The organism is Cellulomonas jepli, assembly GCF_047229345.1.
In the GTDB taxonomy this organism is placed as follows: Bacteria; Actinomycetota; Actinomycetes; order Actinomycetales; family Cellulomonadaceae; genus Cellulomonas_A.
Genome location: NZ_JBFTER010000010.1, coordinates 17,910 through 42,142, shown reverse-complemented (window position 1 = coordinate 42,142; position 24,233 = coordinate 17,910). Strand labels below are relative to the sequence as shown.

At 75.2% G+C, this 24,233-nt stretch carries 23 protein-coding genes, 1 pseudogene and 1 riboswitch; of the genes and pseudogenes, 15 read left to right on the top strand and 9 right to left on the bottom strand.

The genetic code is table 11. The features are described 5' to 3' along the window. Window positions 1-39: 39 nt before the first annotated feature. On the bottom strand, window positions 40-2,352 hold the full coding sequence (locus AB6N24_RS04135; RefSeq protein WP_412868152.1) for a putative bifunctional diguanylate cyclase/phosphodiesterase: 2,313 nt from the start codon (window positions 2,350-2,352) through the stop codon (window positions 40-42). A 226-nt stretch (window positions 2,353-2,578) separates the two neighbouring features. Then, window positions 2,579-2,893, bottom strand: coding sequence for a DMT family transporter (locus AB6N24_RS04130; RefSeq protein ID WP_412868151.1), 315 nt, complete (start codon window positions 2,891-2,893; stop codon window positions 2,579-2,581). Window positions 2,894-2,904: 11 nt separating this feature from the next. Next, window positions 2,905-2,968: riboswitch (guanidine-III (ykkC-III) riboswitch) on the bottom strand. A 196-nt stretch (window positions 2,969-3,164) separates the two neighbouring features. Between AB6N24_RS04130 and AB6N24_RS04125 the strand changes: the two genes are divergently transcribed. Continuing rightward, window positions 3,165-4,292 carry a GDSL-type esterase/lipase family protein gene (locus AB6N24_RS04125; RefSeq protein WP_412868150.1) on the top strand — a complete coding sequence of 376 codons (1,128 nt, stop codon included), beginning with the start codon at window positions 3,165-3,167 and terminating at the stop codon, window positions 4,290-4,292. A 286-nt stretch (window positions 4,293-4,578) separates the two neighbouring features. Here AB6N24_RS04125 and cspE read toward each other — a convergent pair whose 3' ends face one another. Further along, on the bottom strand, window positions 4,579-4,782 hold the full coding sequence (gene cspE / locus AB6N24_RS04120) for a transcription antiterminator/RNA stability regulator CspE (RefSeq protein ID WP_034634923.1): 204 nt from the start codon (window positions 4,780-4,782) through the stop codon (window positions 4,579-4,581). Window positions 4,783-5,156: 374 nt separating this feature from the next. Here cspE and AB6N24_RS04115 point away from each other — a divergent pair, with 374 nt between their 5' ends. Next, window positions 5,157-5,429 (top strand): DUF2277 domain-containing protein, encoded by a 273-nt coding sequence (locus AB6N24_RS04115; protein ID WP_412868149.1) that lies wholly within the window; start codon window positions 5,157-5,159, stop codon window positions 5,427-5,429. Window positions 5,430-5,495: 66 nt separating this feature from the next. Here AB6N24_RS04115 and pgi read toward each other — a convergent pair whose 3' ends face one another. Next, entirely contained in the window at window positions 5,496-7,181 is a 1,686-nt protein-coding gene (pgi, locus tag AB6N24_RS04110) for a glucose-6-phosphate isomerase (protein ID WP_412868148.1), read from the bottom strand. A gap of 204 nt (window positions 7,182-7,385) precedes the next feature. Between pgi and AB6N24_RS04105 the strand changes: the two genes are divergently transcribed. From AB6N24_RS04105 to AB6N24_RS04095, 3 genes are all read left to right on the top strand, one after another. Next, on the top strand, window positions 7,386-7,721 hold the full coding sequence (locus tag AB6N24_RS04105; RefSeq protein ID WP_412868147.1) for a hypothetical protein: 336 nt from the start codon (window positions 7,386-7,388) through the stop codon (window positions 7,719-7,721). 43 nt (window positions 7,722-7,764) lie between these two features. After that, complete coding sequence (locus AB6N24_RS04100) at window positions 7,765-8,778, top strand: PfkB family carbohydrate kinase (protein ID WP_412868146.1); 1,014 nt, start codon at window positions 7,765-7,767, stop codon at window positions 8,776-8,778. A 104-nt stretch (window positions 8,779-8,882) separates the two neighbouring features. Beyond that, window positions 8,883-9,731 carry an oxygenase MpaB family protein gene (locus tag AB6N24_RS04095; RefSeq protein WP_412868145.1) on the top strand — a complete coding sequence of 283 codons (849 nt, stop codon included), beginning with the start codon at window positions 8,883-8,885 and terminating at the stop codon, window positions 9,729-9,731. A 122-nt stretch (window positions 9,732-9,853) separates the two neighbouring features. On the opposite strand, the gene AB6N24_RS04090 is transcribed toward AB6N24_RS04095, so the two are convergent. From AB6N24_RS04090 to AB6N24_RS04075, 4 genes are all read right to left on the bottom strand, one after another. After that, on the bottom strand, window positions 9,854-11,218 hold the full coding sequence (locus tag AB6N24_RS04090; protein WP_412868188.1) for a pectate lyase: 1,365 nt from the start codon (window positions 11,216-11,218) through the stop codon (window positions 9,854-9,856). A 214-nt stretch (window positions 11,219-11,432) separates the two neighbouring features. Continuing rightward, complete coding sequence (locus tag AB6N24_RS04085; protein WP_412868144.1) at window positions 11,433-12,482, bottom strand: LLM class flavin-dependent oxidoreductase; 1,050 nt, start codon at window positions 12,480-12,482, stop codon at window positions 11,433-11,435. A gap of 46 nt (window positions 12,483-12,528) precedes the next feature. Then, entirely contained in the window at window positions 12,529-13,284 is a 756-nt protein-coding gene (locus tag AB6N24_RS04080; protein ID WP_412868143.1) for a hypothetical protein, read from the bottom strand. A gap of 11 nt (window positions 13,285-13,295) precedes the next feature. After that, a complete protein-coding gene (locus AB6N24_RS04075; protein WP_412868142.1) occupies window positions 13,296-13,748 on the bottom strand; it encodes a PadR family transcriptional regulator in 453 nt (150 codons plus the stop codon). A 176-nt stretch (window positions 13,749-13,924) separates the two neighbouring features. Between AB6N24_RS04075 and AB6N24_RS04070 the strand changes: the two genes are divergently transcribed. The 3 genes from AB6N24_RS04070 to AB6N24_RS04060 all read left to right on the top strand — a co-directional run bounded on the left by AB6N24_RS04070 (window position 13,925) and on the right by AB6N24_RS04060 (window position 16,523). Further along, entirely contained in the window at window positions 13,925-14,257 is a 333-nt protein-coding gene (locus AB6N24_RS04070) for a DUF3039 domain-containing protein (protein WP_258726557.1), read from the top strand. Next, entirely contained in the window at window positions 14,254-16,086 is a 1,833-nt protein-coding gene (locus AB6N24_RS04065; protein ID WP_412868141.1) for a DEAD/DEAH box helicase, read from the top strand. Before AB6N24_RS04070 ends, AB6N24_RS04065 begins: the two co-directional genes overlap by 4 nt. Window positions 16,087-16,364: 278 nt before the next feature. After that, a complete protein-coding gene (locus AB6N24_RS04060) occupies window positions 16,365-16,523 on the top strand; it encodes a hypothetical protein (protein WP_258726559.1) in 159 nt (52 codons plus the stop codon). A 3-nt stretch (window positions 16,524-16,526) separates the two neighbouring features. Here AB6N24_RS04060 and AB6N24_RS04055 read toward each other — a convergent pair whose 3' ends face one another. Then, the gene (locus AB6N24_RS04055) at window positions 16,527-17,918 is read right to left on the bottom strand and encodes a nicotinate phosphoribosyltransferase (protein WP_412868187.1); all 1,392 of its coding nucleotides are present in this window, start codon (window positions 17,916-17,918) and stop codon (window positions 16,527-16,529) included. Between the two features lie 73 nt (window positions 17,919-17,991). Between AB6N24_RS04055 and clpS the strand changes: the two genes are divergently transcribed. The 7 genes and pseudogenes from clpS (at window position 17,992) to AB6N24_RS04020 (ending at window position 24,186) form a co-directional block, all read left to right on the top strand. Beyond that, a complete protein-coding gene (gene clpS / locus AB6N24_RS04050; RefSeq protein WP_412868140.1) occupies window positions 17,992-18,285 on the top strand; it encodes an ATP-dependent Clp protease adapter ClpS in 294 nt (97 codons plus the stop codon). Continuing rightward, on the top strand, window positions 18,285-18,899 hold the full coding sequence (locus tag AB6N24_RS04045; RefSeq protein ID WP_412868139.1) for a DUF2017 domain-containing protein: 615 nt from the start codon (window positions 18,285-18,287) through the stop codon (window positions 18,897-18,899). Before clpS ends, AB6N24_RS04045 begins: the two co-directional genes overlap by 1 nt. Window positions 18,900-19,020: 121 nt before the next feature. Then, on the top strand, window positions 19,021-19,851 hold the full coding sequence (gene murI, locus AB6N24_RS04040) for a glutamate racemase (RefSeq protein ID WP_412868138.1): 831 nt from the start codon (window positions 19,021-19,023) through the stop codon (window positions 19,849-19,851). A 22-nt stretch (window positions 19,852-19,873) separates the two neighbouring features. After that, window positions 19,874-20,677 (top strand): MBL fold metallo-hydrolase, encoded by an 804-nt coding sequence (locus AB6N24_RS04035; RefSeq protein ID WP_412868137.1) that lies wholly within the window; start codon window positions 19,874-19,876, stop codon window positions 20,675-20,677. Window positions 20,678-20,762: 85 nt separating this feature from the next. Continuing rightward, window positions 20,763-21,647: a ribonuclease PH gene (rph, locus tag AB6N24_RS04030; protein ID WP_412868136.1), complete on the top strand. Its 885-nt coding sequence runs from the start codon at window positions 20,763-20,765 to the stop codon at window positions 21,645-21,647. Next, a pseudogene (gene rdgB / locus AB6N24_RS04025) lies at window positions 21,644-22,258 on the top strand (RdgB/HAM1 family non-canonical purine NTP pyrophosphatase); the annotation flags it as partial. The gene rph and the pseudogene rdgB, both read left to right, overlap by 4 nt. Before the next feature lie 242 nt (window positions 22,259-22,500). Beyond that, window positions 22,501-24,186: an ATP-binding cassette domain-containing protein gene (locus AB6N24_RS04020; RefSeq protein ID WP_412868186.1), complete on the top strand. Its 1,686-nt coding sequence runs from the start codon at window positions 22,501-22,503 to the stop codon at window positions 24,184-24,186. Window positions 24,187-24,233: the final 47 nt, after the last annotated feature.

Below are 24,233 nucleotides of genomic sequence, written 5' to 3'. Positions count from 1 at the left end.
CGCTAGCGGCGCGGCGACCCGGTCCGGCCCCGCGCGGGGTCAGCGAGGTGCCGGTGCCGCCGCCGCGCGGGGGGCCGGGACGGCGTCCCGGCGGACCGGCACCGCGGGGGCGCGGGTCCGCGTGATCTCCGCGATGACCGCCGGGATCCCCGCCTGCGGTCCGGGACGGGCGAGGCCGAAGCCCTGGGCGGCGTAGCAGCCCATCTCGGCGAGCATCGCGAACGTCGCGTCGTCCTCGACCCCCTCGGCGACGACCGACAGCCCGAGGTGGCGGGCGAGCTCGATCGTGGAGCGCACGATCGCCTCGCTCGCCCGGTCCTGCGCGATGCCGCCCACGAACGCCCGGTCGAGCTTGAGCCGGCCGACGGGGAGGCGGTGCAGGTACGCGAGCGAGCTGTGGCCGGTGCCGTAGTCGTCGACCGCGAGCTCGACACCGAGGCGCTCGAGCGCGTCGAGGGCCTCGAGCGCGCGCTCGGGGTCGCTCATCGCGCTGCTCTCCGTGATCTCGAGCTCGAGCGCGGACGCCGGCAGCCCGTGGCGCGCGAGCGCGGAGCGGACGTCGGAGACGATCTCCGGGTCGAGCAGGTTCTGCGCGGCCAGGTTGACTGCCACGGCGATGTCGAGGCCGTCCGCGCGCCAGCCGGCGACCGCGCGCAGCGCCTGGTCGAGGACGTCGCGCGTGAGCGGGCCGATGACCCCGGTGCGCTCGGCGGTGGGGATGAAGAGGTTCGGGGTGAGCAGGCCGTGCTCGGGGTGCTGCCAGCGCACGAGCGCCTCGACGGCGACGACGCGACCGGTGCTGACCTCGACGATCGGCTGGTAGTGCAGCACGAGCTCGCCGCGCGAGATGGCGCCGAGCAGGGTGCCGCCCAGAGCGGGGGCGAGCGTGCTGCCCGAGCTCATCGAGACGTCGTACCGGGCGGGCAGGCGCGAGCCGCGCTTGGCGGTCGAGAGCGCGACGTCGCCGCGGTGCAGCAGGTCCAGCGGGTCCGTCCCGTCGTCGGGCGCGACGACGAGCCCGACGCTCACCTGCACCCGCACCTCGAGGTCGTCGAGGCGGACCGGGCGGGCGAGCGCGTCGTGCACCGACTGCGCCAGGCTCATCGCCGTGCCGCTGCCGGGCACGTCGCGGAACAGGATCGCGAACTCGTCGCCGCCCGGCCGCGCCACGAGCCCGGCGTGGCCCGCCACGGACCGCAGCCGCTCGCCGATGCGGATCAGGACCTCGTCGCCGATGCGGTGCCCGAACGTCTCGTTGATCTCGCTGAAGCGGTCGACGTCGACGAGGACGAGCGCGACGCGGGCCCGCGGTGCCGCGAGGGCGTCCCGGATCGCCCGCACGAGCAGCCGGCGGTTCGCGAGCCCGGTCACGATGTCGGTGTCGGCGGCCCCGCGCAGGCTCTGCGCCTGCTCCTCGAGCCACCGGGTCATGCGCGCCATCCGGATGAGCGAGAGCACCGTCAGGGCGACGGCCGCGACCGCGGCGGCCCACACGTCGACGGTGCCGCCGAGCACGAGCTGCACGACGAGGACCGTCGGCGCCATGAACACGGCAGGGCCGACGAGCATGAGCCGCTGGCGGCCCTTGCGCTGCTCGGGCTCGACGGCGCGCTCGGACATCAGGCGCATGCCGGGGTCCAGGGTCGCGGCGCCGAACAGCGCGTAGGCGACGAGCCAGCCCGCGTCGAGCAGGAGCACGTGCGCCTCGAGCGCCGGCACGATCGCGGAGAGCTGGAACAGCGCGTCGACCGCCATCAGCAGACCCGTGGCGCTCACGAGCAGGACCGACGCGGTCGACCGGGCGCCGGGCGCGGTCAGGAGCCGGACCAGGAGCCCGATGAGGATGATGTCGACGATCGGGTACGCCGCACCGACGACCGTGCTCGCGAGGTCGAGCTCGGGGTCGCGGAGCGCGGGGGCGACGAGGGTGACCCACGCGACGAGCCCGAGCCCGATCGACACGAGCAGGCTGTCGATCGCCGCGGTCGGGTGCCGCTCGCTGCCGCGCGCCCGGGCGAGCACGAGCAGCCCCGCACCGAGGAACGGGTAGGCGGCGAGGTAGACGACGTCCGCGGCCGACGGGTACGGGTCCGTCCCGAGCACGAGCTCGAACCAGGACCACAGGAAGTCCCCGACCGTCATGAGCGCGATGCCGGCCGTCAGCAGGTACCAGGGCACCCGGCGCGAGGGCCTGTTGCGACGGATCCCGACGAGCATGACCGCGACGGACACGAAGCCGACGAGCTGGTAGATGATGCCGCGCGGGAACCCCAGGGGGAGCGCCAGGTGCACGAGGGTGACGGTCGCGGAGACCGCGAGCCAGCGGGACCACGCGCTCCTCACCCAGATCACGCACCAATCGCATCGACGACGAGGCCCCACGTCGCCGGGACGCCGGCCGCGCGGCGGCCGGACCCCGGCGGGTCCTTCGTCGAGGTGATCGGCCGGGGACGGCGGCGTGCGAGGTGTGCGCGGGGTGAAAGGTGCCCGTCCGGACGCTGCGGGTGCGCCGGACCCGGCCGGGGAGCGCCCTGGCCTGCAGGGCAGCCCCTGGCCGGCCGAGCCGGCGCCGGGCGCGCTAGCCGACGACCTTGAGGCCGACGACGCAGGCCACGATCCCGAGCAGCAGCAGGATCCGCACGAGCGACACCGGCTCGGCACCGGTCGCCATCGCGTAGGCGACGGTCAGAGCCGCACCGACGCCGACCCACACGGCGTACGCGGTCCCCGTCGGCAGCTCGCGCATCGCGTACGCGAGCCCGCCCATGCTGAGCACGAGCGCGACGGCGAACGCCACCGTGGGCCCCACCCGCGTGAGCCCCTCCGACCGGCCGAGCGCGGTCGCCCAGACGGCCTCGAGAACACCGGACAGCACCAGCACGAGCCAGGACATGACGATCTCCCTCGGCGCCGTCTTGTCGCACTCCGGGTACGGCGCACCTCGTCCGGGAACCCGTGGGGGCCCTGCCTCCAGGGTCGCACGCACCCGCCCGACCGCCCAGGTGAGGAGCGGTGAGGTCGATCACCGGGCGGTGGCGCCCTAATCGATTTGACCCCGCGCGCGTCCTGGCGCGGTCCTCGGCGGGCCCGTCAGGCTGCCAGTCCGGCCGCGCGCTGTCCCCGCGCGTCCCGTCCCCAGCCCCCTCGAGAGGGAGACCTGCGCCATGACGACGTCGTCCGCACGCCCCGCCCACCGCTCGCTCCTGGCCCTCGTCGCGGTCGTCGCGGTGCTCCTCACGGGTGTCCTCGCCGCGGCGGCCCCGAGCCGCGCGGCAGCCGCACCGGTCCGCATCATGGCCCTCGGCGACTCGATCACCGGGTCACCGGGGTGCTGGCGGGCGCTGCTGTGGCAGAAGCTCCAGAGCGGCGGGTACACCGACGTCGACATGGTCGGGACGCTGCCCACGCAGGGCTGCGGCATCGCGCACGACGGCGACAACGAGGGCCACGGCGGCCTGCTCGCGACGAACGTCGCCTCGGAGGGCCTCCTGACCGGGTGGCTCGCGCAGACCCGGCCGGACGTCGTGCTCATGCACTTCGGCACCAACGACGTGTGGAGCAACCGCTCGACGACCCAGATCCTCGCGGCCTACACGACGCTCGTGAACCAGATGCGCGCGAGCAACCCCGGCATGAAGGTGCTCGTGGCGCAGATCATCCCGGTCGCACCCCCGACGTGCGGCGAGTGCGCGCAGCGGACCCTGGCCCTCAACGCCGCGATCCCCGCGTGGGCCGCGTCGCTCAGCACGAGCGCGTCGCCGATCACGGTCGTCGACCAGTGGACCGGCTGGAACCCCGCCGCGGACACGTCCGACGGCGTGCACCCGAACGACGCCGGCATCGCCAAGCTCGCGGACCGGTGGTACCCGGCGCTCGCGGGCGTGCTCGACGGCGTGACCCCGACCCTCACGCCCACGCCGACTCCCACCCCGACGCCCACGCCCACCCCGACGCCCACGCCCACCCCGACGCCCACGCCCACCCCGACCCCGACCGCGGGTGCCGGCTGCACGGCGGTCTACCGCGTCGCGAACAGCTGGCAGGGCGGCTTCATCGGCGCCGTCACGGTGACCGCCGGCTCGGCGCCGGTGAGCGGCTGGACGGTGACCCTCGCGCTCCCGAACGGTGGGGTCGCGAACGTCTGGGGCGGGCAGGCGAGCTCGTCCGGTAGCTCGGTGACCGTGCAGAACGCCGCCTGGAACGGCTCGCTCGCCGCGGGCCGCAGCACCGACGTCGGCTTCCAGGGCACCGGCTCCGGCGCGGGTGCGACAGTCAGCTGCTCCGCACGCTGACCACGAACGCCGGCGCGCCCCCGGGTGCGCCGACGACCGGCGGGCGGACGCCGGTGGGCTGACCGGCGCAGGGCCGCGTCAGCCGCGGTGCCCCGGCCCTCACGGGTCGGGGCACCGTGTGCGTGGGGGGGTCGAGAACCGCAGAGCCGTCCCGGCTGGGACGGGGGCGGACGTCACGCTCACGACCGGGTCCGGGGCCGGGAACAGCAGAACCGCCCCGGCCGAGGCCGGGGCGGTTCTGCGTGCTGTGTGCCGACCGATGAGGGTCAGCGAGCCGATCCGAGGATCAGAGGGGCTGGATGTTCTCCGCCTGCGGGCCCTTCGGGCCCTGCGTGACGTCGAACTGCACCTTCTGGTTCTCCTCGAGCGAGCGGTAGCCGCTGCTCTGGATCGCCGAGTAGTGCGCGAAGACGTCGGCGCCGCCGTCGTCAGGCGCGATGAAGCCGAAGCCCTTTTCGGCGTTGAACCACTTCACGGTTCCAGTCGTCATGGTTGCTCCCTTGCGGGTTAGGGGACGACCCCGGGTGTCGGGGGCGATATCACGGTGTCGTCGTCCGCTCCCTAGAGAACGCAACGCCGAGGCTCAGCCTCGACGGTCAAGGACGTGCGAATCACAGTAACTCCGGGCACGACAATAGCCGGTGTGCGGCCCGGATGCGAGACCTGCTGGCGTGTCCGCTCCCCGCGGACGGTTCCGGGCTCCTCAGTGTCCGCTCCCGGCGCGGGTGAGCGCGACTGCTGGAGCGGGTGATCACGCGGTGCTCCGCGGTTCTCGGCCCGCCGTGCGCCCCGGCACGGTCCGCGCGGGGGCCGGGCGCGCACCCGGGGTTCCGCGCGGGCAGGGTCCGCCGTACCGTCGGGAGCATGTGCCGGAACATCCACACCCTCCACAACTTCGAGCCGCCCGCCTCGCAGGACGAGGTGCACGCCGCAGCGCTGCAGTACGTGCGCAAGGTCAGCGGCTCGACCGTGCCGTCGCAGGCGAACCGCGAGGCGTTCGACCGGGCCGTCGAGGAGATCGCGCACGCGACGCGCCACCTCCTCGACGCGCTCGTGACGTCCGCGCCGCCCAAGGACCGCGACGTCGAGGCCGAGAAGCGCCGGGCCCGGTCGGCCGAGCGGTACGCCACGGCCTGAGCCGCCGGCGGCCTGAGCCGCCTGTCGGCCGGGCAGCGCACGTGCGCCACCCGGCCGGACGCAGCCTCAGGCGTCGCGGTGCGCGCGGTAGTACTCGATGAGCCCGCGCGTCGACGGGTCCTGCGCCGCGATCGCCTCGGCGTCGCCGGACACGGCGGGGGAGATCTGCATCGCGAGCACCTTGCCGAGCTCGACGCCCCACTGGTCGAAGCTGTCGATGCCCCACACGACGCCCTGCACGAACGTGATGTGCTCGTAGAGCGCGATGAGCTGGCCCAGCACGGACGGCGTGAGCGACGGCGCCATGATCGACGTCGTCGGGCGGTTGCCCGGGAACACCCGCGCCGGGACGATCTCCTCCGCGACGCCGTCGGCCCGCACCTCGTCGGCCGTCTTGCCGAACGCGAGCGCCTTGGTCTGCGCGAAGAAGTTCGACAGGAACAGCTCGTGCACGTCGGCGTCGCCGTCGCGCAGCGGGTGCGCGGGGGTCGCGACGGCGATGAAGTCCGCCGGGATGAGCCGCGTGCCCTGGTGGATGAGCTGGTAGAACGCGTGCTGGCCGTTCGTGCCGGGCTCGCCCCAGAAGATCTCCCCGGTGTCCGTCGTGACGGGTGTGCCGTCCCAGCGCACGGACTTGCCGTTCGACTCCATCGTGAGCTGCTGGAGGTAGGCGGGGAAGCGGTGCAGGTACTGCGCATACGGGAGCACCGCGTGCGTGTGCGCGTCGAGGAAGTTGACGTACCAGACGTTCAGCAGCCCCATGAGCACGGGCACGTTCTGCGCGAACGGCGTGCTGCGCAGGTGCTCGTCGACGGCGTGGAAGCCGGCCAGCAGGTCGCGGAAGCCGTCGGGGCCGATCGCGATCGCGAGCGACGTGCCGATCGCCGAGTCGAGCGAGTAGCGGCCGCCGACCCAGTCCCAGAAGCCGAACGCGTTCGCCGGGTCGATGCCGAACGCCGCGACCTTGTCGAGCGCGGTGGAGACCGCGACGAAGTGCTGGGCGACGGCCTGGGTGCGCGCCTCGTCGGTGTCCTCGATCGCGCCGGCCGCCAGGAGCTGCTCCCAGAGCCAGGTGCGGGCGAGCCGGGCGTTGGTCAGCGTCTCGAGCGTCCCGAAGGTCTTCGACGCGACGATGAACAGCGTCGTCGCCGGGTCGAGCCCGCGCACCGTCTCGGCGAGGTCGGTCGGGTCGATGTTCGACACGAAGCGGACCTCGAGCCCGTCCTGCACGTACGGCCGGAGCGCCTCGTAGGCCATGACGGGTCCCAGGTCGGAGCCGCCGATGCCGATGTTGACCACGGTCGCGACGCGCGCGCCCGTGACGCCGGTCCACTCGCCGCTGCGCACCTTGTCGGCGAACGCCGAGACCTTCGCGAGCTCGGCCTGCACGTCGGCGTCGACGTCCTGGCCGTCGACGTGCAGCGCGGGGGTGGCGCCCGCGGGACGCCGCAGCGCCGTGTGCAGGACCGCGCGGTCCTCCGTCACGTTGATGTGCTCGCCGGAGAGCATCGCCTCGATGCGCCCGGGGAGGCCGACCTCGTCGGCGAGCCGCACGAGGAGCTCGAGCGTCTCGTCGGTCACGAGGTTCTTGGACAGGTCGACGTGCAGGTCCCCGACCGTCCGGGTCAGCCGCGTCGCACGGTCGGGGTCGGCGGCGAACCAGCCGCGCAGGTCCGGCGTGAGCGCCGACCGGTGGGCCGTGAGGTCCTTCCAGGCGCTCGTGGTGGTGGCGTCGGTGGGTGTGGTGGTCACGGTGCTCCCTCTCGCGATGTCGTGGCACCACCGTATTGCGGTGGGCGGGGACGGTCCTGGGACGTCCGCCCGGACGGCGCGAGGGGGCCGACGTGGAGGGACGGGAGACCACGGAGCACGCGCCGACGAGGGCTCGTGGCCGACGAGGTCCACGCGAGCCCGGACGGCCGACGGTGCCGACGACCGCTGCCTAGAGTGGCGCGCATGAGCCGCCTGCCGACCGCCGTGATCGCCGCCGTGACGCTCGTCGTGGGCTTCGCCGTCGCCCAGGGGACGGGGGTGCGCGGGCTCGGCGGGATCGTGCTCGCGGCGGGGCTGGCCTGGTGCGCGGCCCGCTCCCTCCGGGCGGCGGGGCTCCTGCGCACGGTCGCGGCCGGGGCTGTGGCGCTCGCCGCGTTCGTCTGCTCGCACCTGGCCGCGGACGCGCTCGGGCCCTGGCCCTCGGTCCTGTTGGCGGCGCTCGTGGCGGGCGTGGGCGTGTGGCTGCTCGTCGACCGGGCGGCCGCGGTGCGTGCCGTCAGCACCGACGCACGCGCCTGACCGTTCCGGGCCGGCGTCGGGCTCGGCCGGGCAGGATGGGCGGATGACGTCCCCGCCGCCGCTCGTCGTCGCCTGCGGGCTCGTGACGCTCGACGTGCTGCAGGACGTCGACCACGTGCCGGCGCCCGACGAGAAGCTCGTCGCGACCGGGCTCGACGTGACCTTCGGCGGACCGGCGGCGAACGCGGCGGCGACGGCCGTCGCGCTCGGTGTGCGGGCCCGGCTCGTGACGGCGCTCGGGTCGGGACCGGTCGCGGCGCTCGTGCGTGCGGGCCTCGACGAGGCGGGGGTCGAGGTCGTCGACCTGCTCGACGGCGCCCCGGCCTCGCCGGCCGTCTCGACCGTGCTCGTGACCCGCGGGACGGGGGAGCGCGCGGTCGTGTCCGTCAACGCGAGCGCGTCCGGCGACCTGGCCCCCGCCGCGCGCCGGCGCGCCGCCGCCGTGCTGGACGGCGCGGACGTCCTCCTCCTCGACGGGCACCACCTCGGTGCGGCGCTCGTGCTCGCCGAGGCTGCACGTGCGCGGGGCGTCCCCGTCGTGCTCGACGGCGGCAGCTGGAAGCCGCGCACCGACCAGCTGCTCGCGCACGTGGACCACGCGGTGCTCTCGGCGGACTTCCGCCTGCCCGACCACCTCCGCGGCGCGGCGCGGGTCCCGAGGAGCGGCGCGCGGGACGGGCAGGACCTCGCCGCGACCGCGCCCGCCGGGCACGTCCTGGCGGGCGGCACGCCGGGCGACGACGACCTCGCCGCCGTCGCGCTCCTCGGCCCGGCGTTCGTCGCCCGCTCGGCGGGGCCGGGGCCGGTGCGGTTCCGCCGCCGGGTCACGGGTGCGCACCACGAGGCCGGCACGGTCGAGCCGCCCGTGGTCCCGCGGGAGCACGTGGTCGACACCCTCGGCGCGGGCGACGTGCTGCACGGCGCCTTCGCGGAGCAGCTCGCGCGCGGCGTCGACCCCGTGCTCGCGCTGACCGCGGCGACACGCGTCGCGAGCCGGTCCGTGCAGGCGCGCGGTGCGCGCGGCTGGGTCGCCGGCGCCTCGACGCGCGTGCGCTGAGCGCCGGGAGCGCCCCCGTGTGCGGGTCCGCGCGGGCACACCGACCTGAGACGCCGCTGAGAGGCCCGGTTCGCGACCCGACCGCCCGGCGGTGACCATGAGGCATGTCCGTCGCCGAGTCCGCCCGCGCCCGCCTCGCGACCGCGCTGCTCGGGCGGGTCGCCGGGGACGACCACCGCGACAAGCACGACCGCATCCACTTCAGCCCTGGGGACCGCTGGTTCGAGCCCGGCAGCGCGATCCAGCGCGTGCACGGCGACGCCTCGATGTTCGTCGGGGGGCTGCGTGCCCTGCTGCTCCAGTCGCTGCACCCGCAGGCCATGGCGGCGGTGGCCGGGCACTCGGGCTACCGCGGCGACCCGTGGGGGCGGTTGCAGCGCACGAGCACGTTCCTGGCGGTCACGACCTTCGGCACGGCCGCCGACGCCGAGCGCGTCGTCGGCCACGTGCGCGACGTGCACGAGCGCGTCCGTGGCAAGGACGAGGACGGCGTCCCCTACCGGGCCTCCGACCCGCACCTGCTCGACTGGGTGCACGTCGCCGAGGTCGACAGCTTCCTGCGCGCGCACCAGCTCTACGGCGAGAACCCGCTCGATCCCACCGGCTGCGACGAGTACGTCGCGCAGGCGGCGGTCGTCGCCCGCAAGCTCGGCGGTGTGGACGTGCCCACGGACGTCGCCGCGCTCGAGCGCGCGCTCGCCCGGTACCGCGGTGAGCTGCGCGGGACGCAGGCGGCCCGGGACGCGGCGCGGTTCCTGCTCGTCCACCCGCCGCTGCCGCTCGCCGCGCGCATGCCGTACGGCGCGCTCGCCGGGGCGGGGGTCGCGATGCTGCCGCGGTGGACGCGCCGCCCGCTCGGCCTGCCGTACGCGCCCCCGGTCGAGGCGACCGTGGTGCGGGCGTCGGGGCACGCGATGGTCCGTGCGATCCGCTGGGCGCTCGCCGACTTCTGACGGGCGGACGCAGCACGCCCGGCCCGCCGCAGGGGGGGTGCGGCGAACCGGGCGTGGTTCCTGGGGTGACCGAGGTCACCGAGGGGGTGCGGCTGGGTCGGGGCCGGCGAGCGGCCCCGGCGTCACCGGTAGACGATCGCGGACGGGGTGTACCCGCACGCGGCGGACGGCCCCGAGGAGACCTTGGTGGGCTCGCCCGAGGTGACGCCCTTGTACTCCTCGCAGATCGCGATCTTCTTGGAGGAGTCCCCGACGATGGTCAGGCCCGAGAGCGTGGCCTTGTCACCGAGGTTCGAGTTGATCCCGACGAGCGACTTCGCCGGGGCGGTCACGGTGACGTTCTGGACGACGACGGTGCGGGCGTACTGCTTGGAGCAGTTGCCGCACGAGCGGTAGAGCTTGCCGATGTCCGAGACCTGGAAGTTCTTGATGACGAAGGTGCCCGGGCCGTTGTGCTGGAACACCTTGTCCGACGCGGAGCGGGCGCCGCCGCCGTTGATGGTCATGGTCTGCGAGGCCGAGGTGCCCTTGAACGTCGCGGCGTCCTCGCCGACGTCCTCGAACCACACGTTCTCGATCGTGCACGTGCCGGTGCAGTGGATGCCGTCACCCGCGCCCGTGCCGAGGATGACGTTGCGCAGCACGGCGCCGTCGGCGAGCTTGAACATCGGCGGCTGGCTCTCGCCCTGGTCGCCCGAGGAGATGCCGTGGTAGCGCACGAGGCCCATGTCCTTCGTGCCGCTGATCTCGATGGTCGCCGAGACCTTCTGCGACGACGTCGGCGTGGGCCAGGCGCCCGTCGCGGGCGGCGTGGTCGGCTGCGAGGTGGCGGTCGGCTTGGGCGTCGCGCTCGCAGTCGGCTTGGGCGTGGCGCTCGTCGTGGGCCTGGGCGTCGCGCTCGCGGTGGGCGCCGGCGTCGTCGGGCTCGGGGCGCTGCCCTGGGCGACGAGCGTGAACTGCTGGTGGTTGGCGTTCGTGTCCGCAGCCTGCTCGAGGCGTGCGCCGTTGTCCTTCGACGCGCCGACGACCTGGAGCGCGAGGCCGCTCGCACGGTTGACGAGCTTGATGCGGCCCGAGGAGCCGGCAGCGACCGTGAACTGCTGGGTCGCCGCACCCGTGCTCGTCGACTGCGTCGCGAGCGAGCCGGAGCCGGTCGCGATCGTCAGGGCGAGGCCCGAGTGCCGCGCGCGGACCTCGTAGAACCCGCTGCCGACGGCGACGAACTGGAACTGCTGGTTCGTCGCACCCGTGGGGGTCCACTGCGCGACGGCCGTGCCGGGGACGGTCGAGGACCCGGCGACGTCGACCGCCTTCTTGCTGCGCCAGCTGACGAGCGAGTACCAGGAGCCGGTGTCGATGCTGGGCGCTGCCTGCGCGGAGCCGGCGAAGGCCACGCCGCCGAGGGCGGCGACCGCGCCGACCACGAGGGTGGCGACGGTGCGGGACCAGGCCGACCGGCCGCCTCGCGCACGTCGGAGTTGCTGCATGTTCACGCTCACTACCTTCCGTCGTCCGCCGCGCGGGGGCGCAGCGGGGGAGGCCGCGCTGACGCAGGACGTCGATCGGGGGAGGCGACGACCGCACGCGGCGTCGTCAAGGTAGACGGGCGTCCGAAATGCCGTCAATGACCGTTGTACAACGTGAGAGATGTCTCACGGCAGCGCGCTGACCTGCGAGAGCGCGCCCACGGCCCCGCGCTGGTCAGCCGCCGAGGGCCTCCCGCACCAGCGGGGCGACGCGGGTGCCGAGCAGCTCGATCGCGCGCAGCGACTCCTTCTGCGGCACGCCCGAGAGGTCCATCTGGAACGCCTGCCGGTCGTGGCCCAGCACCTCGTGCAGCGCCACGATGCGCTCCGCGACCTCCTCCGGACCGCCCACGAAGTAGGCGCCGCCGCGGGCCGCCTGGGACTCGAACGAGATGCGGTTCGGCATCGCGAACCCGCGCTCGGAGGCGATCCGGCGCATCGAGTCGTGCCAGTACGGGTAGAAGAAGTCGCGCGCGGCGCGCCCGTCGTCCGCGAGGAAGCCCATGCCGGCGACGGACACCTTCCGGGTCGACGCGTCGTGCCCGGACTGCTCGTGCGCGCTGCGGTAGAGCTCGACGAGCGGCGCGAACTGGGCCGGCTGCCCGCCGATGATCGCGTAGCTGATCGGCAGGCCGAGCACGCCCGCGCGCACCGAGGACTCGGGGTTCCCGCCCGTGGCGACGGCGATGTCCAGGTGGCGACCGCGGCCCGGCCGGTCGTACGGGCGCGGCAGCACGAGCGCGTCGTCGAGGGCCGGGCGGAACCGGCCGGACCACGTGACGCGCTCGTCGGCGTCGAGGCGGAGCAGGAGCACGATCTTCTCGTCGTACAGCGCGTCGTAGTCGTCGAGCGACGCGCCGAACAGCGGGTAGGACTCGATGAACGAGCCGCGCCCGGCGAGCAGCTCGACCCGACCGCGCGAGAGCAGGTCCATCGTCGCGAACTGCTGGAACACGCGGACCGGGTCCTCGGTCGACAGGACGGTGACGGCGCTGCCGACCGTGATCCGCTCCGTCTGCGCGAGCGCCGCCGCGATGACGGTCGACGGCGAGGAGATCGCGTAGTCGGGCCGGTGGTGCTCGCCGATGCCCACGTACTCGAGCCCGACCTGCTCGGCGAGCCGCACGCGCTCGAGCACGTCGGCGAGGCGCTGCGCCGGGTCGGTGACCGCGCCGGTCACCGGGTCGGGGTGGATGTCGCCGAACGTGTAGAAGCCGAGTTCCATGGGGGCGACAACGCGTGGGGGTGCCGCGTGCTTCCCGCCGGCGCCGTCAGCCGCGCAGGAGCTGGTCCAGGCCCAGGGTGAGGCCCGCCGAGACGAGGCCGCACAGGGGCAGTGCCCACGTCAGCAGCGTGTTCGCTCGGCGCGAGCGACGGCCCACCGCGGCGGGGTCCTCGAGCGGGCCGGCGACGACGTCCGCGTCGTCGAGCGAGCCGCGGAGCTGGGCGACGAGGGCCGGCACGACGAGGACCGCGGCGGCGACCGCCGTGAGCGGTGCGGCGGGCACGGTGACCCCGACGCCGGGCAGCAGGTGCGCGGCGAGGAAGCCGAGGCCGACCGCGACCCACGCCCCGGCCTGCGTCACGATCCACGCGACCCACGAGCGCGTGGTGCACCAGCGGACGAACGTGGTCAGGTGGCGGACCAGGAGCCCCAGGCAGACGAGCGCGACGACCGTCACGGCGAGGTGCGCCGCGCCGAGCCGCAGCGGCTCGGCGCGCGCCCAGGAGGCGGCCGACATCCCGACGAGGGCGACGGCGACCATCCCCACGGCGTACCGGAGCAGCATCGCGCGCGTCAGCAGCGGTCCGGGCGTGGGGGTCGGCGAGCCGCTCGGCAGCCGGAGGCTCGCCGCGTAGTCGCGCGCCGGCCCGAACGCCTCGTCGGCGTCCTGGCCGGCGTCGGCGCAGAACGACTCGACGTGCGCGAGCGCGTCGCCGATGTCGGCGCCGGACACGTCGCGCTCGCGCAGCGTGAGGACGAGCTCGTCGCGCCAGGCGCGGGGGAGCCGCTGGGTCGTGGTCATGGTGGCCTCTCTCAGCTGCGGGTCGTGGTGGCGGACGTGCGGGGCTCGGCCGGCCCGACGGGTGCTGGGCGCCCTGCGGTCGCGTGCCGCGCCGCCGCGTCGGCGACGACCGCGGCCGTCGTGGCGGCGAAGCGCGTCCAGGCCGCGCCCCGCGTCGCGAGCGCCGTCCGTCCGCGGTCGGTCAGGGTGAAGTACTTGCGCCCGGGCCCGCCGTCCCCGGGGCGCCACTCGACGGTCACGGCGCCGGACTCCTCGAGGCGCGCGAGGAGCGGGTAGAGCGTCCCGCCCTTGACGACGCCGAGCCCGAGCTCCTCGAGGCGCGTGGTGATGGCGTACCCGTACGTGGGTCCCTCGTCGAGCACCGCGAGGACGCAGACCTCGAGCGCGCCGCGCAGCCACTCACCGGGCCACGGCTCGGTCGGGACCGGCGGCGACGCGGGGCGGGGGTGGGCGTCGGTCGGCATGACTAGAAAGTACGCCTGACTAGTCAGTGCGTCAATGTAGTCGCGGCCCAGGCGGCCCGGCGGCCCCGGTGTTGCCTGGGTCGTCGGGGCGGAGCGGGCTCGACGCCGGTCGCCGGCCCGACGCGCGGGCGGGCGGACCTCGGCGGTGTCGGTCCGGCGCCGTAGACTCGGACCCCATGAGCGAGCCCCTGCCCCCCAGCACCGGTCCTGACGACCCGTTCGGGGCCGACCCCGGCTCGGGCACCTCGACGAGCGTCCTCGAGCGGTCCGAGACGACCGAGCAGGTCGAGCCGGGTGACCACGAGCGGTTCGCCCACTACGTCCGCAAGGACAAGATCATGGCCTCCGCGCTCTCGGGGAACCCCGTGATCGCGCTGTGCGGCAAGGTCTGGGTCCCCGGGCGCGACCCCAAGAAGTTCCCGGTCTGCCCGGTGTGCAAGGAGATCTACGACGGCCTGCGCCCGCCGCAGGACGACAAGGGCTCCGGCGACTCCTCCGGCGGGAAGTGAGCGCGCCCCAGCGCCTGCCCTCCGTCCCCTCGACGCACGCGTCCACGTCGGCCGCGCAGCACCTGCCGCCGGCGTTCCCGGCGCGCGCGCCGTGGGGGACCGCGGGCAAGCTCCGCGCCTGGCAGGCCGAGGCCATCGAGCTGTACCGCACGCGCAACCCGCGCGACTTCCTCGCGGTCGCGACGCCCGGCGCCGGCAAGACGACGTTCGCGCTCCGGATCGCGACCGAGCTGCTCGAGGCGGGTGCGGTGCGCCGCGTCACGGTGGTCGCGCCGACCGAGCACCTCAAGCGCCAGTGGGCGGACGCCGCCGCGCGCGTCGGGATCACGCTCGACCCGAACTTCAAGAACGCGCAGGGCCGCCACGGCCACGGGTTCGACGGCGTCGCGGTCACCTACGCGCAGGTCGCGAGCAAGCCCGCGCTGCACGCCGCACGCACGGGCGCCGCACCGACCCTGGTCATCCTCGACGAGGTGCACCACGGCGGCGACGCCCTCTCGTGGGGCGACGCGGTCCGGGAGGCGTTCGAGGGCGCGACGCGACGCCTGTCGCTGACCGGCACGCCATTCCGCTCGGACACCGCGGCGATCCCGTTCGTCACGTACGAGCGCGGTGAGGACGGCATCCGGCGCAGCGCCGCGGACTACACCTACGGCTACGGCGACGCGCTGCGCGACCACGTCGTCCGGCCGGTGATCTTCCTGTCGTACTCGGGCGCGATGCGCTGGCGCACCAAGGCGGGCGACGAGATCAGCGCGCGCCTGGGCGAGGCCCTGACCAAGGACATGACCGCGCAGGCGTGGCGCACGGCCCTCAACCCGAACGGCGAGTGGATCCCGTCGGTGCTCGCCGCCGCGGACCGCCGGCTGACCGAGGTCCGGCGCTCGGTCCCCGACGCGGGCGCGATGGTGATCGCGACCGACCAGACCGACGCGCGCGCGTACGCGGGGCACCTCGCGCGCCTCACCGGGACCTCGCCGACGGTCGTCCTCTCGGACGACGACGGGGCGAGCGACCGGATCGACGAGTTCTCCGCGTCGGACTCGCGCTGGCTCGTCGCGGTGCGCATGGTCTCGGAGGGGGTCGACGTCCCCCGGCTCGCGGTGGGCGTCTACGCCACGAGCACCGCGACGCCGCTGTTCTTCGCCCAGGCGGTCGGGCGCTTCGTGCGTGCCCGTCGGCGCGGCGAGACCGCGTCGGTGTTCCTGCCGAGCGTGCCGCAGCTGCTCGCGCTCGCCAACACGCTCGAGGCCGAGCGGGACCACGCCCTCGACCGCCCGCTGACCGCCGAGGAGCAGGGCGACGACTACAACCCCGAGGACGCCCTGCTGGCCGCGGCGAACTCGGCTCGCGGGGGAGCGGACGCCGTGGGCCCCGACGGGCTGCAGGGGTCGTTCGAGGCGCTCGAGGCGCAGGCGTCGTTCGACCGCGTGCTGTTCGACGGCGGCGAGTTCGGCACGGGCGCGGACGTGGGCTCCGAGGAGGAGCTCGACTTCCTCGGGCTGCCGGGGCTCCTCGACGCGGACCAGGTGACGACGCTGCTGCGGCAGCGCCAGGCCGACCAGCTCAGCGGCAAGCGGCGCCCGAAGGCCAGCGCGCAGCAGGAGGCCGAGCGGCTCGCGGAGATGGACCACCGCAAGCAGGCGGAGCTGCGCAAGGAGCTCGCGCAGCTCGTCGGCGCGTGGTCGCGGCGCAGCGGTCAGCCGCACGGCGCTGTGCACACCGAGCTGCGCCGCCGCTGCGGAGGTCCGGAGGTCGCGCTCGCGGACCCGGACCAGCTCGCGGCGCGCGTCGAGATGCTCCGCGGCTGGTTCGTCGGGAAGCGCTGAGCGCTCGTCCGGCGGGCCGGAGCCTGGCACTCCCCGCGCGGCGTCTCACATGATGGACAGGGTCTTGCGCGCTCTCACTGATCTCTCATCGAAGCGTTCCTGCAGTTCAGCGCGCTGGACGCGCGACCACTTACCAGCGACGGGCCCGGACGCAAGTGCAACGCAGCGGATGCCGGCCCGAAGGGGCAGTGCCACGGTTGAGCCATCACCCAGCACCGGGTACCCCCGGTCAGCTGAAGCGAACGGCCTCCGGGCCGTCTGAACGGAAGGGGCGCATCATGCCGTCCTGGCTCCTGCTCATCCTCGTCGGCGTCGTCCTCATCGTGCTCGGGGTCGCGACCGAGATCGGCCAGTTCCTGCTCTGGATCGGTGTCGCGGTCCTCGTGGTCAGCCTGATCCTCGGCCTCGTCGGCCGTGGCCGCGGCGCACGCATCTAACACCTACGACGCGACGTCCGCGGCGGCGGTCCCCCCACCCAGCCGCAGCGTCACCGTCGGGACCGCGGCCTCGTCCGCGGACAGACGCCGGGCCCCCCGAGGCAGCTCGTCTCGGGAGGCCCGGTGTCGTTCTGCCGCCGTCCGGACGCCCGCGGCCCCGGTCCAGCGCGTGTCGACGGCGCCGTGCACCACGAGCGGCACGTGCAGCGGGCGCATCGTCTGGTCCTCCGGGCTCCAGGACGTGACGTCCGAGTCGGCCCCCGTGACGAGCACCTCCTCGACCGCCCGGCCCTCGTCGTCGAGCCGGCGCGCCGCACCCTTGCGGCCCCCGACGCTCGTCTTGAGCCGCGACGCCTTCGCGACCGGCTCGAGCGTCCCGTCCCGCCCCTCGCGGGCGACGAGCTTGTAGACCATCCCGCACGTCGGGGCGCCGGACCCGGTCACGACCGAGGTCCCCACGCCGTAGGAGTCGACCGGCGCGACCGCGAGCGACGCGATCGCGTGCTCGTCGAGGTCCGAGGTCACGACGATCCGCGTCCCCGTCGCCCCGAGCGCGTCGAGCTGGGCGCGCACCTCGTGCGCGAGCACCCCGAGGTCGCCCGAGTCCAGCCGGACGGCACCGAGCCCGGGACCCGCGACCCGGACCGCGGTCTCGACGCCGCGGCGCACGTCGTAGGTGTCGACCAGCAGCGTCGTGCCCGGCCCGAGGGTCGCGACCTGCGCGCGGAACGCCGACTCCTCGTCGTCGTGCAGGAGCGTGAACGCGTGCGCGGCGGTCCCGATCGTCGGGATCCCGTAGCGGCGGCCTGCCTCGAGGTTGGACGTCGCCGCGAAGCCCGCCACGGCGGTGGCCCGGGCCGCCGCGACCGCCGCGTCCTCGTGCGCACGCCGCGACCCCATCTCGAGGCAGGGCCGCCCGATCGCCGCACTGGTCATGCGCGACGCGGCGGACGCGACCGCCGAGTCGTAGTTGAGCACCGAGAGCACGAGCGTCTCGAGCAGCACCGCCTCGGCGAACGTGCCCTCGACGACCAGCACGGGGGACTGCGGGAAGAACATCTCACCCTCGGCGTAGCCCGTGATCGACCCCGTGAACCGGTAGCCGGCGAGGAAGTCGAGGGTCGACGCGCTCACGACGCCCGCCCTGGCGAGCCACTCGAGCTCGGTCTCCTCGAACCGGAAGTCGGCGAGCGCCTCGAGCACGCGGCCCGTCCCCGCGAGCACGCCGTAGCGGCGTCCGGCGGGCAGCCGCCGCGTGAACACCTCGAACACGCAGTGCCGCGACGCCGTCCCGTCGGTGAGCGCCGCGTCGAGCATCGTGAGCTCGTAGCGGTCGGTCAGCAGCGCGGTGCTGCGGTGACGGGCGGCGCGGCGGTCCGCCACGGCGTCGGGCATGGCGGCGGTCTGCGGAGCGCTCATGGCGCAAACGTAGGCGGACGGGTGTCGCGCCCGCACCTAGAGTGGGCGCGTGGTCGCCCAGCTCGCTCCCGAGGAGACCGTCGCCGCCGAGGAGCAGACGGGGCTCGGCGACGCATGGGTCACGATCGTCTGGAACGACCCCGTCAACCTCATGAGCTACGTGAGCTACGTGTTCCAGTCCTATTTCGGCTACCCGCGCGCCAAGGCCGAGAAGCTCATGCGCCAGGTGCACGAGCAGGGGCGCGCGGTCGTCTCCACGGGCAACCGCGAGACCATGGAGGTCGACGTGCAGGCGATGCACGGCTTCGGTCTCTGGGCGACGATGCAGCGCGGGGGGCAGTGATGCGCGGCTTCCGGCGTGAGCGTGGGGCGTTCGTCGCGGAGCTCGACGCGCAGGAGCGCGAGGTCGTCGCGTCGGTCGTCGCCGACGTCGCGGAGCTGCTCGGCGCCGCGCGCTTCGAGGACGGCCCGCCGCCCTCGAGCGCCCACCCCGACCCGCTCGGCCTGCGCGTGGACGAGGAGTGGGTCGCGCCGCCCGAGGACGCAGCCGTGCGCCGTCTGCTCCCCGACGCGTCGCGCGAGGACCCCGCCGTCGCCGCCGAGTTCCGGCGGCTCACCGAGGCGGACCTGCGACGCACCAAGATCGCGCGCCTCGGCGCGGTGTGGCAGCAGCTCACGGCCACCGGCGGGCGCGGCGGCGCGCTCGTCGTGCAGCCCGCCGACGCGCAGGCGCTCGCGGCGACGCTCACCGACCTCCGGCTCGTGCTCGCCGACCGCCTCGGGATCGTCGACGAGGAGGCCGCCGACGCGCTCTACGAGACGCTCGAGGGAGAGGTCGCCGAGGACGACGCGGCCGGCCAGGCGCGGCAGTACCTCGGGTCGGTGTACGCGGCGCTGAGCTGGCTCCAGGAGTCGCTGCTCGCCGTGATGCTCGAGGACCTGCGCCGCTCGCGGTGAGGCCCGCGCTGACCCTCCGGTGGTGGTCGGACCGGCGTCGTGACCCCGACGACGCGCACGCGAGGCGCGTCACACCCGCGAGGCACCGGTCCGCCGCGACGGAGCCGTTAGGCTCGGCCGCGTGAACGACGCCCCGATCGGCATCTTCGACTCCGGTGTCGGAGGGCTCACCGTCGCGCGGTCGATCCTCGACCAGCTCCCGCAGGAGTCGACGCTGTACATCGGCGACACGCTCAACACCCCGTACGGCGAGAAGCCGCTCGCCGCCGTCCGGGCGCACGCGCTCGAGGTCATGGACGACCTGGTGGACGCGGGCGTGAAGATGCTGGTCATCGCCTGCAACACCGCGTCGTCGGCGGTCCTGCGCGACGCGCGCGAGCGCTACACCCAGCGCCGCGGCATCCCCGTCGTCGAGGTCGTCCTGCCGGCGGCGCGCCGCGCCGTCGCCGCCACCCGGACCGGGCACATCGGCGTGATCGCGACCCGGTCGACCGTCGAGTCCCGCGCGTACGACGACGCGTTCGCCGTCGCGCCGGGCATCGAGCTCGTGACCCGCGCGTGCCCGCGGTTCGTCGGCTTCGTCGAGGCGGGCATCACGTCGGGCCCCGACATCCTCGCTGCCGCGCACGAGTACCTCGACCCGGTGCGCGACGCGGGCGTGGACACCCTCGTGCTCGGCTGCACGCACTACCCGCTGCTCACGGGCGTCATCTCCTACGTCATGGGCGAGGGCGTCACGCTCGTCTCGAGCGCCGAGGAGACCGCGAAGGACGTGTACCGCACGCTCGTCGCGCACGACCTGGAGCGGGACCCCGCCGCGGGCCCGCCCGAGCACCGGTTCCTGGCGACCGGCGACCCCGAGTCGTTCCACGTGCTCGCACGCCGCTTCCTCGGGCCCGAGGTCGGAGCGGTCGAGGACCGGCTCGCGCTGCGCTGGCAGGCGCACCGGTGAGACACCGCGCGGGGGGCGCACGATGAGGCTCGTGGTGGTGGGCTGCGCCGGGTCGTTCCCGGGGCCGGACGCCGCGGCGTCCGGGTACCTCGTGCAGGCCGAGGGGCCCGACGAGCGCACCGGCACGGTGCGCACCTGGACGGTGCTCATGGACCTGGGCAACGGCGCGCTGGGCCCTTTGCAGCGCCTCGCGGACCCGACCGCGCTCGACGCGATCGCCGTGTCCCACCTGCACTCCGACCACGTGGCGGACCTCGTGGTGCTCAACGTGCTGCGCCGGTACCGGCCCGGCGGACCCTGCCCGCCGGTCGCGGTCCACGCGCCCGAGGGTGCGTCCGAGCGCCTCGCGCTCATGGCCGGCAAGGACCCCGCGACCGAGGTGTCCGGGCAGTTCGCGTTCCGCACGTGGGAGCCGGGCGTGCCCGTCGTCGTGGGCCCGCTGACGTTCGTGCCCGTGGTCGTCGAGCACCCCGTGCCGGCGTTCGGCTTCCGCGTCACCGGGCCGTCGGACCACGACGCCGCGCGCACCGTGACGCTCGCGTACACGGGCGACACCGACGAGTGCGCGGGGCTCACCGAGCTCGCCGACGGCGTCGATCTCCTGCTCGCGGAGGCCGCGTACGTCGAGGGCCGGGACGACGGGCTGCGCGGCGTGCACCTGACCGGGCGCCGCGCCGGCCTCGCCGCGGCCGCGGGCCGGGCCGGGCGCCTCGTCCTGACGCACATCCCCGCGTGGAACGACCCGGCGGAGGCCCTCGCCGAGGCGCGCGCGGTGTACGCGGGCCCGCTCGACCTCGCCCGGACCGGCGACGTGCACGTGCTCTGACGCCCGTCCCCGCCCCGACCCGCCCTCGCTGCCGGCCGCCGGCGCTCCCGCGGCGTCGCCCGGGGCCGCCGTTAGGCTCGTCCGCATGACCCCCACGACTCCCGTGACCTCCGGCACGCCCGCGACGCGCCCCGACGGCCGCCGCCCCGACCAGCTCCGCCCCGTGACGATCACCCGCCGGTTCCTCGAGGCGGGCGAGGGCAGCGTGCTCGTCGAGTTCGGGGGCACCAAGGTGCTGTGCGTCGCGTCGTTCACCGAGGGGGTGCCGCGCTGGCGCAAGGGCTCGGGCGAGGGCTGGGTCACCGCGGAGTACTCGATGCTGCCGCGGGCGACGAGCACCCGCTCGGACCGGGAGTCGGTCAAGGGCCGGGTCGGCGGCCGCACGCACGAGATCTCGCGGCTCGTCGGGCGCTCGCTGCGCGCGATCATCGACGTGAGCGCGCTCGGGGAGAACACGATCGTGCTCGACTGCGACGTCCTGCAGGCCGACGGCGGCACGCGCACCGCGGCCATCACGGGCGCGTACGTCGCGCTCGCCGACGCGGTCGCGTGGGGCCTGAAGAAGGGCGCGATCAGCCGCAAGAAGCCCGTGCTGCGCGACTCGGTCGCCGCGGTGAGCGTCGGCATCGTCGACGGCGTCCCGGTGCTCGACCTGCCGTACGTCGAGGACGTGCGCGCGGAGACCGACATGAACGTCGTCGTGACCGGCTCGGGCACGTTCGTCGAGGTGCAGGGCACCGCCGAGCACGCGCCGTTCGACCGCACGGAGCTCGACGCGCTGCTCGACCTCGCCCTGGCGGGGACGGCCGAGCTCACCCGGCTGCAGCGTGCGGCGCTCGACGCGCCCGCCTCGGACGGCAGCGCGTCGCGGTCCACGCTCGTGCACGCCGCTGCCGGGACCGCGCCGGCCGAGGCGGTGCCCGACGAGGCCGTGCCCGCGGGCGAGGTGACGGGCACAGTGACCGCATGACGGTCGCCCCCCGGCTGGTCCTCGCGACGCACAACGCGCACAAGCTCGACGAGCTCCGCGCGATCCTCGGCCCCGCGCTGCCCGGCCTCGACCCCGCGAGCGTCGTGGGGGCGCGCGACGTCGGTGCCCCGGAGCCCGTCGAGGACGGCGTGACGTTCGAGGCGAACGCGCTGCTCAAGGCGCGGGCGCTCGCACGCTTCACCGGGCTGCCGGCGGTCGCCGACGACTCCGGGCTCGCGGTCGACGTGCTGGGCGGCGCGCCCGGCATCTTCTCGGCGCGCTGGGCCGGCCGGCACGGCGACGACGCGGCGAACCTCGCCCTGCTGCTCGCGCAGCTCGCGGACATCGGCGCCGAGCACCGCGGCGCACGCTTCACGTGCGCCGCGGCGCTCGTGACGCCCGACGGGTTCGAGCACGTCGAGACCGGGCACCTCGTGGGCCGGCTCACGCACGGGCCGCGCGGCGCCGGCGGGTTCGGCTACGACCCGGTCCTCGTGCCCGACGGCGAGACCCGCACGTGCGCCGAGCTCACGCCCGCGGAGAAGAACGCGATCAGCCACCGCGGGCAGGCGTTCCGCGCCCTCGTCCCGGTGCTGGTCCGGGTCCTGGGCGACGGCGGCCCGGGCCGCGGCACCCCGGACGTGGGCTCCGCGGACGCGGGCCGACCGGACGCCGGCCCACCGGCGGTGGGCAGCGCGGAGGCGGGCCTGCCGGACGCGGGCGCCTCGGACGCGGGCGCCTCGGACGCAGGCACCGCGGACGACGGGCGGTGAGTGCGACGCGCGGCGGGACGCGCGGGCAGCCGCCCGGTGCGACGGTCGGCCCGGCTGCCGGCCCGGTCGCGCTGGGTGCCGTGCACCTCGTGGCCGACGCCGTGACGTTCGGCTACCCCGGGCGCGCGGTGCTCGACCGCGTCGACGTCGCGGCGCCCGCGGGCACGCGGCTGGGCGTCGTCGGCGAGAACGGCGCGGGCAAGTCGACGCTGCTGCAGGTCCTCGCGGGCGAGCTGACCCCGCAGGACGGCGCCGTCCGCCGCGCGGGGACCGTGGCGGTCGTCGCCCAGGAGCTGGACGTCGCAGCGGCGGCGACGGTGGGGACGCTCGTCGGCGAGTCGCTCGCCGGGGTCCGGGCGGCGTCCGCCCGCCTCGAGGACGTCGTCGACGGGTTCGATCACGAGACCGGCGACCTCGCCGCGCTGACCGAGGCGATCGGGCGCGTCGAGCACCTCGCGGCATGGGACGCGGACCGCCGGGTCGACGAGGCCCTGAGCCGCCTGGGTGCGCCGCGCGACCCCGGTCGACGCCTCGACGAGCTCAGCGTGGGGGAGCGGTACCGGGTGCGCCTCGGCTGCCGCCTGGCCGAGCGTGCGGACATCCTGCTGCTCGACGAGCCCACCAACCACCTCGACGTCGCCGGCATCGAGTACCTGACCGCGCAGCTGCGCGGCTGGCCGGGCGTCGTCGTCATCGTCACGCACGACCGGCAGCTGCTCGACGACGTGATGACCGCGATCCTCGACCTGGACCCGTCGATGGACGGGCGCCCCGTGCTGTACGGCGCGACGCGGTACGCGACCTACCGCTTCGCCAAGACGCAGGCGCTGCGGCGCTGGCGCGCCCGGTACACCGCCGAGCGCAAGCGCGCGGTGCGGCTCGCGGAGCGGCTCGACGCGTCGTACGAGGGGTTGTCCGACGAGTGGCGCCCACCCAAGGGCTCCGACAAGCACCGCCGCGGGACCCGCGCTCGCCAGCACGTCAAGGCCGCGGACCGGCTCGTGCAGCGGCTCGAGGCCGAGGCCGTCGAGGTCCCCGTCCCGCCGCTCGAGCTCGCCTTCCCCGACCTGCCGTCCGTCCCGGACGGCTACCCGGGCGGGCCGCTGCTCGACGTCCGGGCGCCCCGGGTCGCGGGTGCCGGTGGGCGCGACCGGCTCGACCTCGCGGGGACCCGCATCGACCTCGCGCCGTGCGGGCGGCTGCTCGTGACCGGGGCGAACGGCGCGGGCAAGTCGACGCTGCTCGCGGCGCTCGCGGGCACGCTCGCGCTCGAGCGCGGCACCCGCAGCGTCGCGGCCGGCGTGCGCCTGGGCGTCCTCGGCCAGGAAGGCCTCGACGAGGTGGCGCCGGGCCGGGGAGCCCGCGGGGTGCGGCCACCGGTCGCCGGGTCGCGGGCCGGCGCCCCCGAGCGCGAGAGCGGCTTCGACGCCTACGCGCGCCGCGCGCTCGAGCTGCTCGAGGCGGGCGCGCTCGACACGACGCGGCTCGTGCCGGTCGCCTCGCTCGGCCTGCTGAGCGAGGAGGACCTCGACCGCCCGCTCGAGGAGCTCTCGGTCGGCCAGCGGCGGCGGTTCGACCTCGCGTGCGCCCTGCTCGCCGCGCCGCACGTGCTCCTGCTCGACGAGCCGACCAACCACCTGTCGATCGGGCTCGTCGACGAGCTCACCGAGGCCCTGCGGGCGACCTCGGCGGCCGTCGTCGTGGCGACGCACGACCGGAAGATGCGCGCCGACCTCGCCGACTGGCCGGAGCTCGTCCTCGGCTGACCCGGCAGCCGCCGGTCACCGGACGCCGGGTCGGTGCCCGGGCGGAG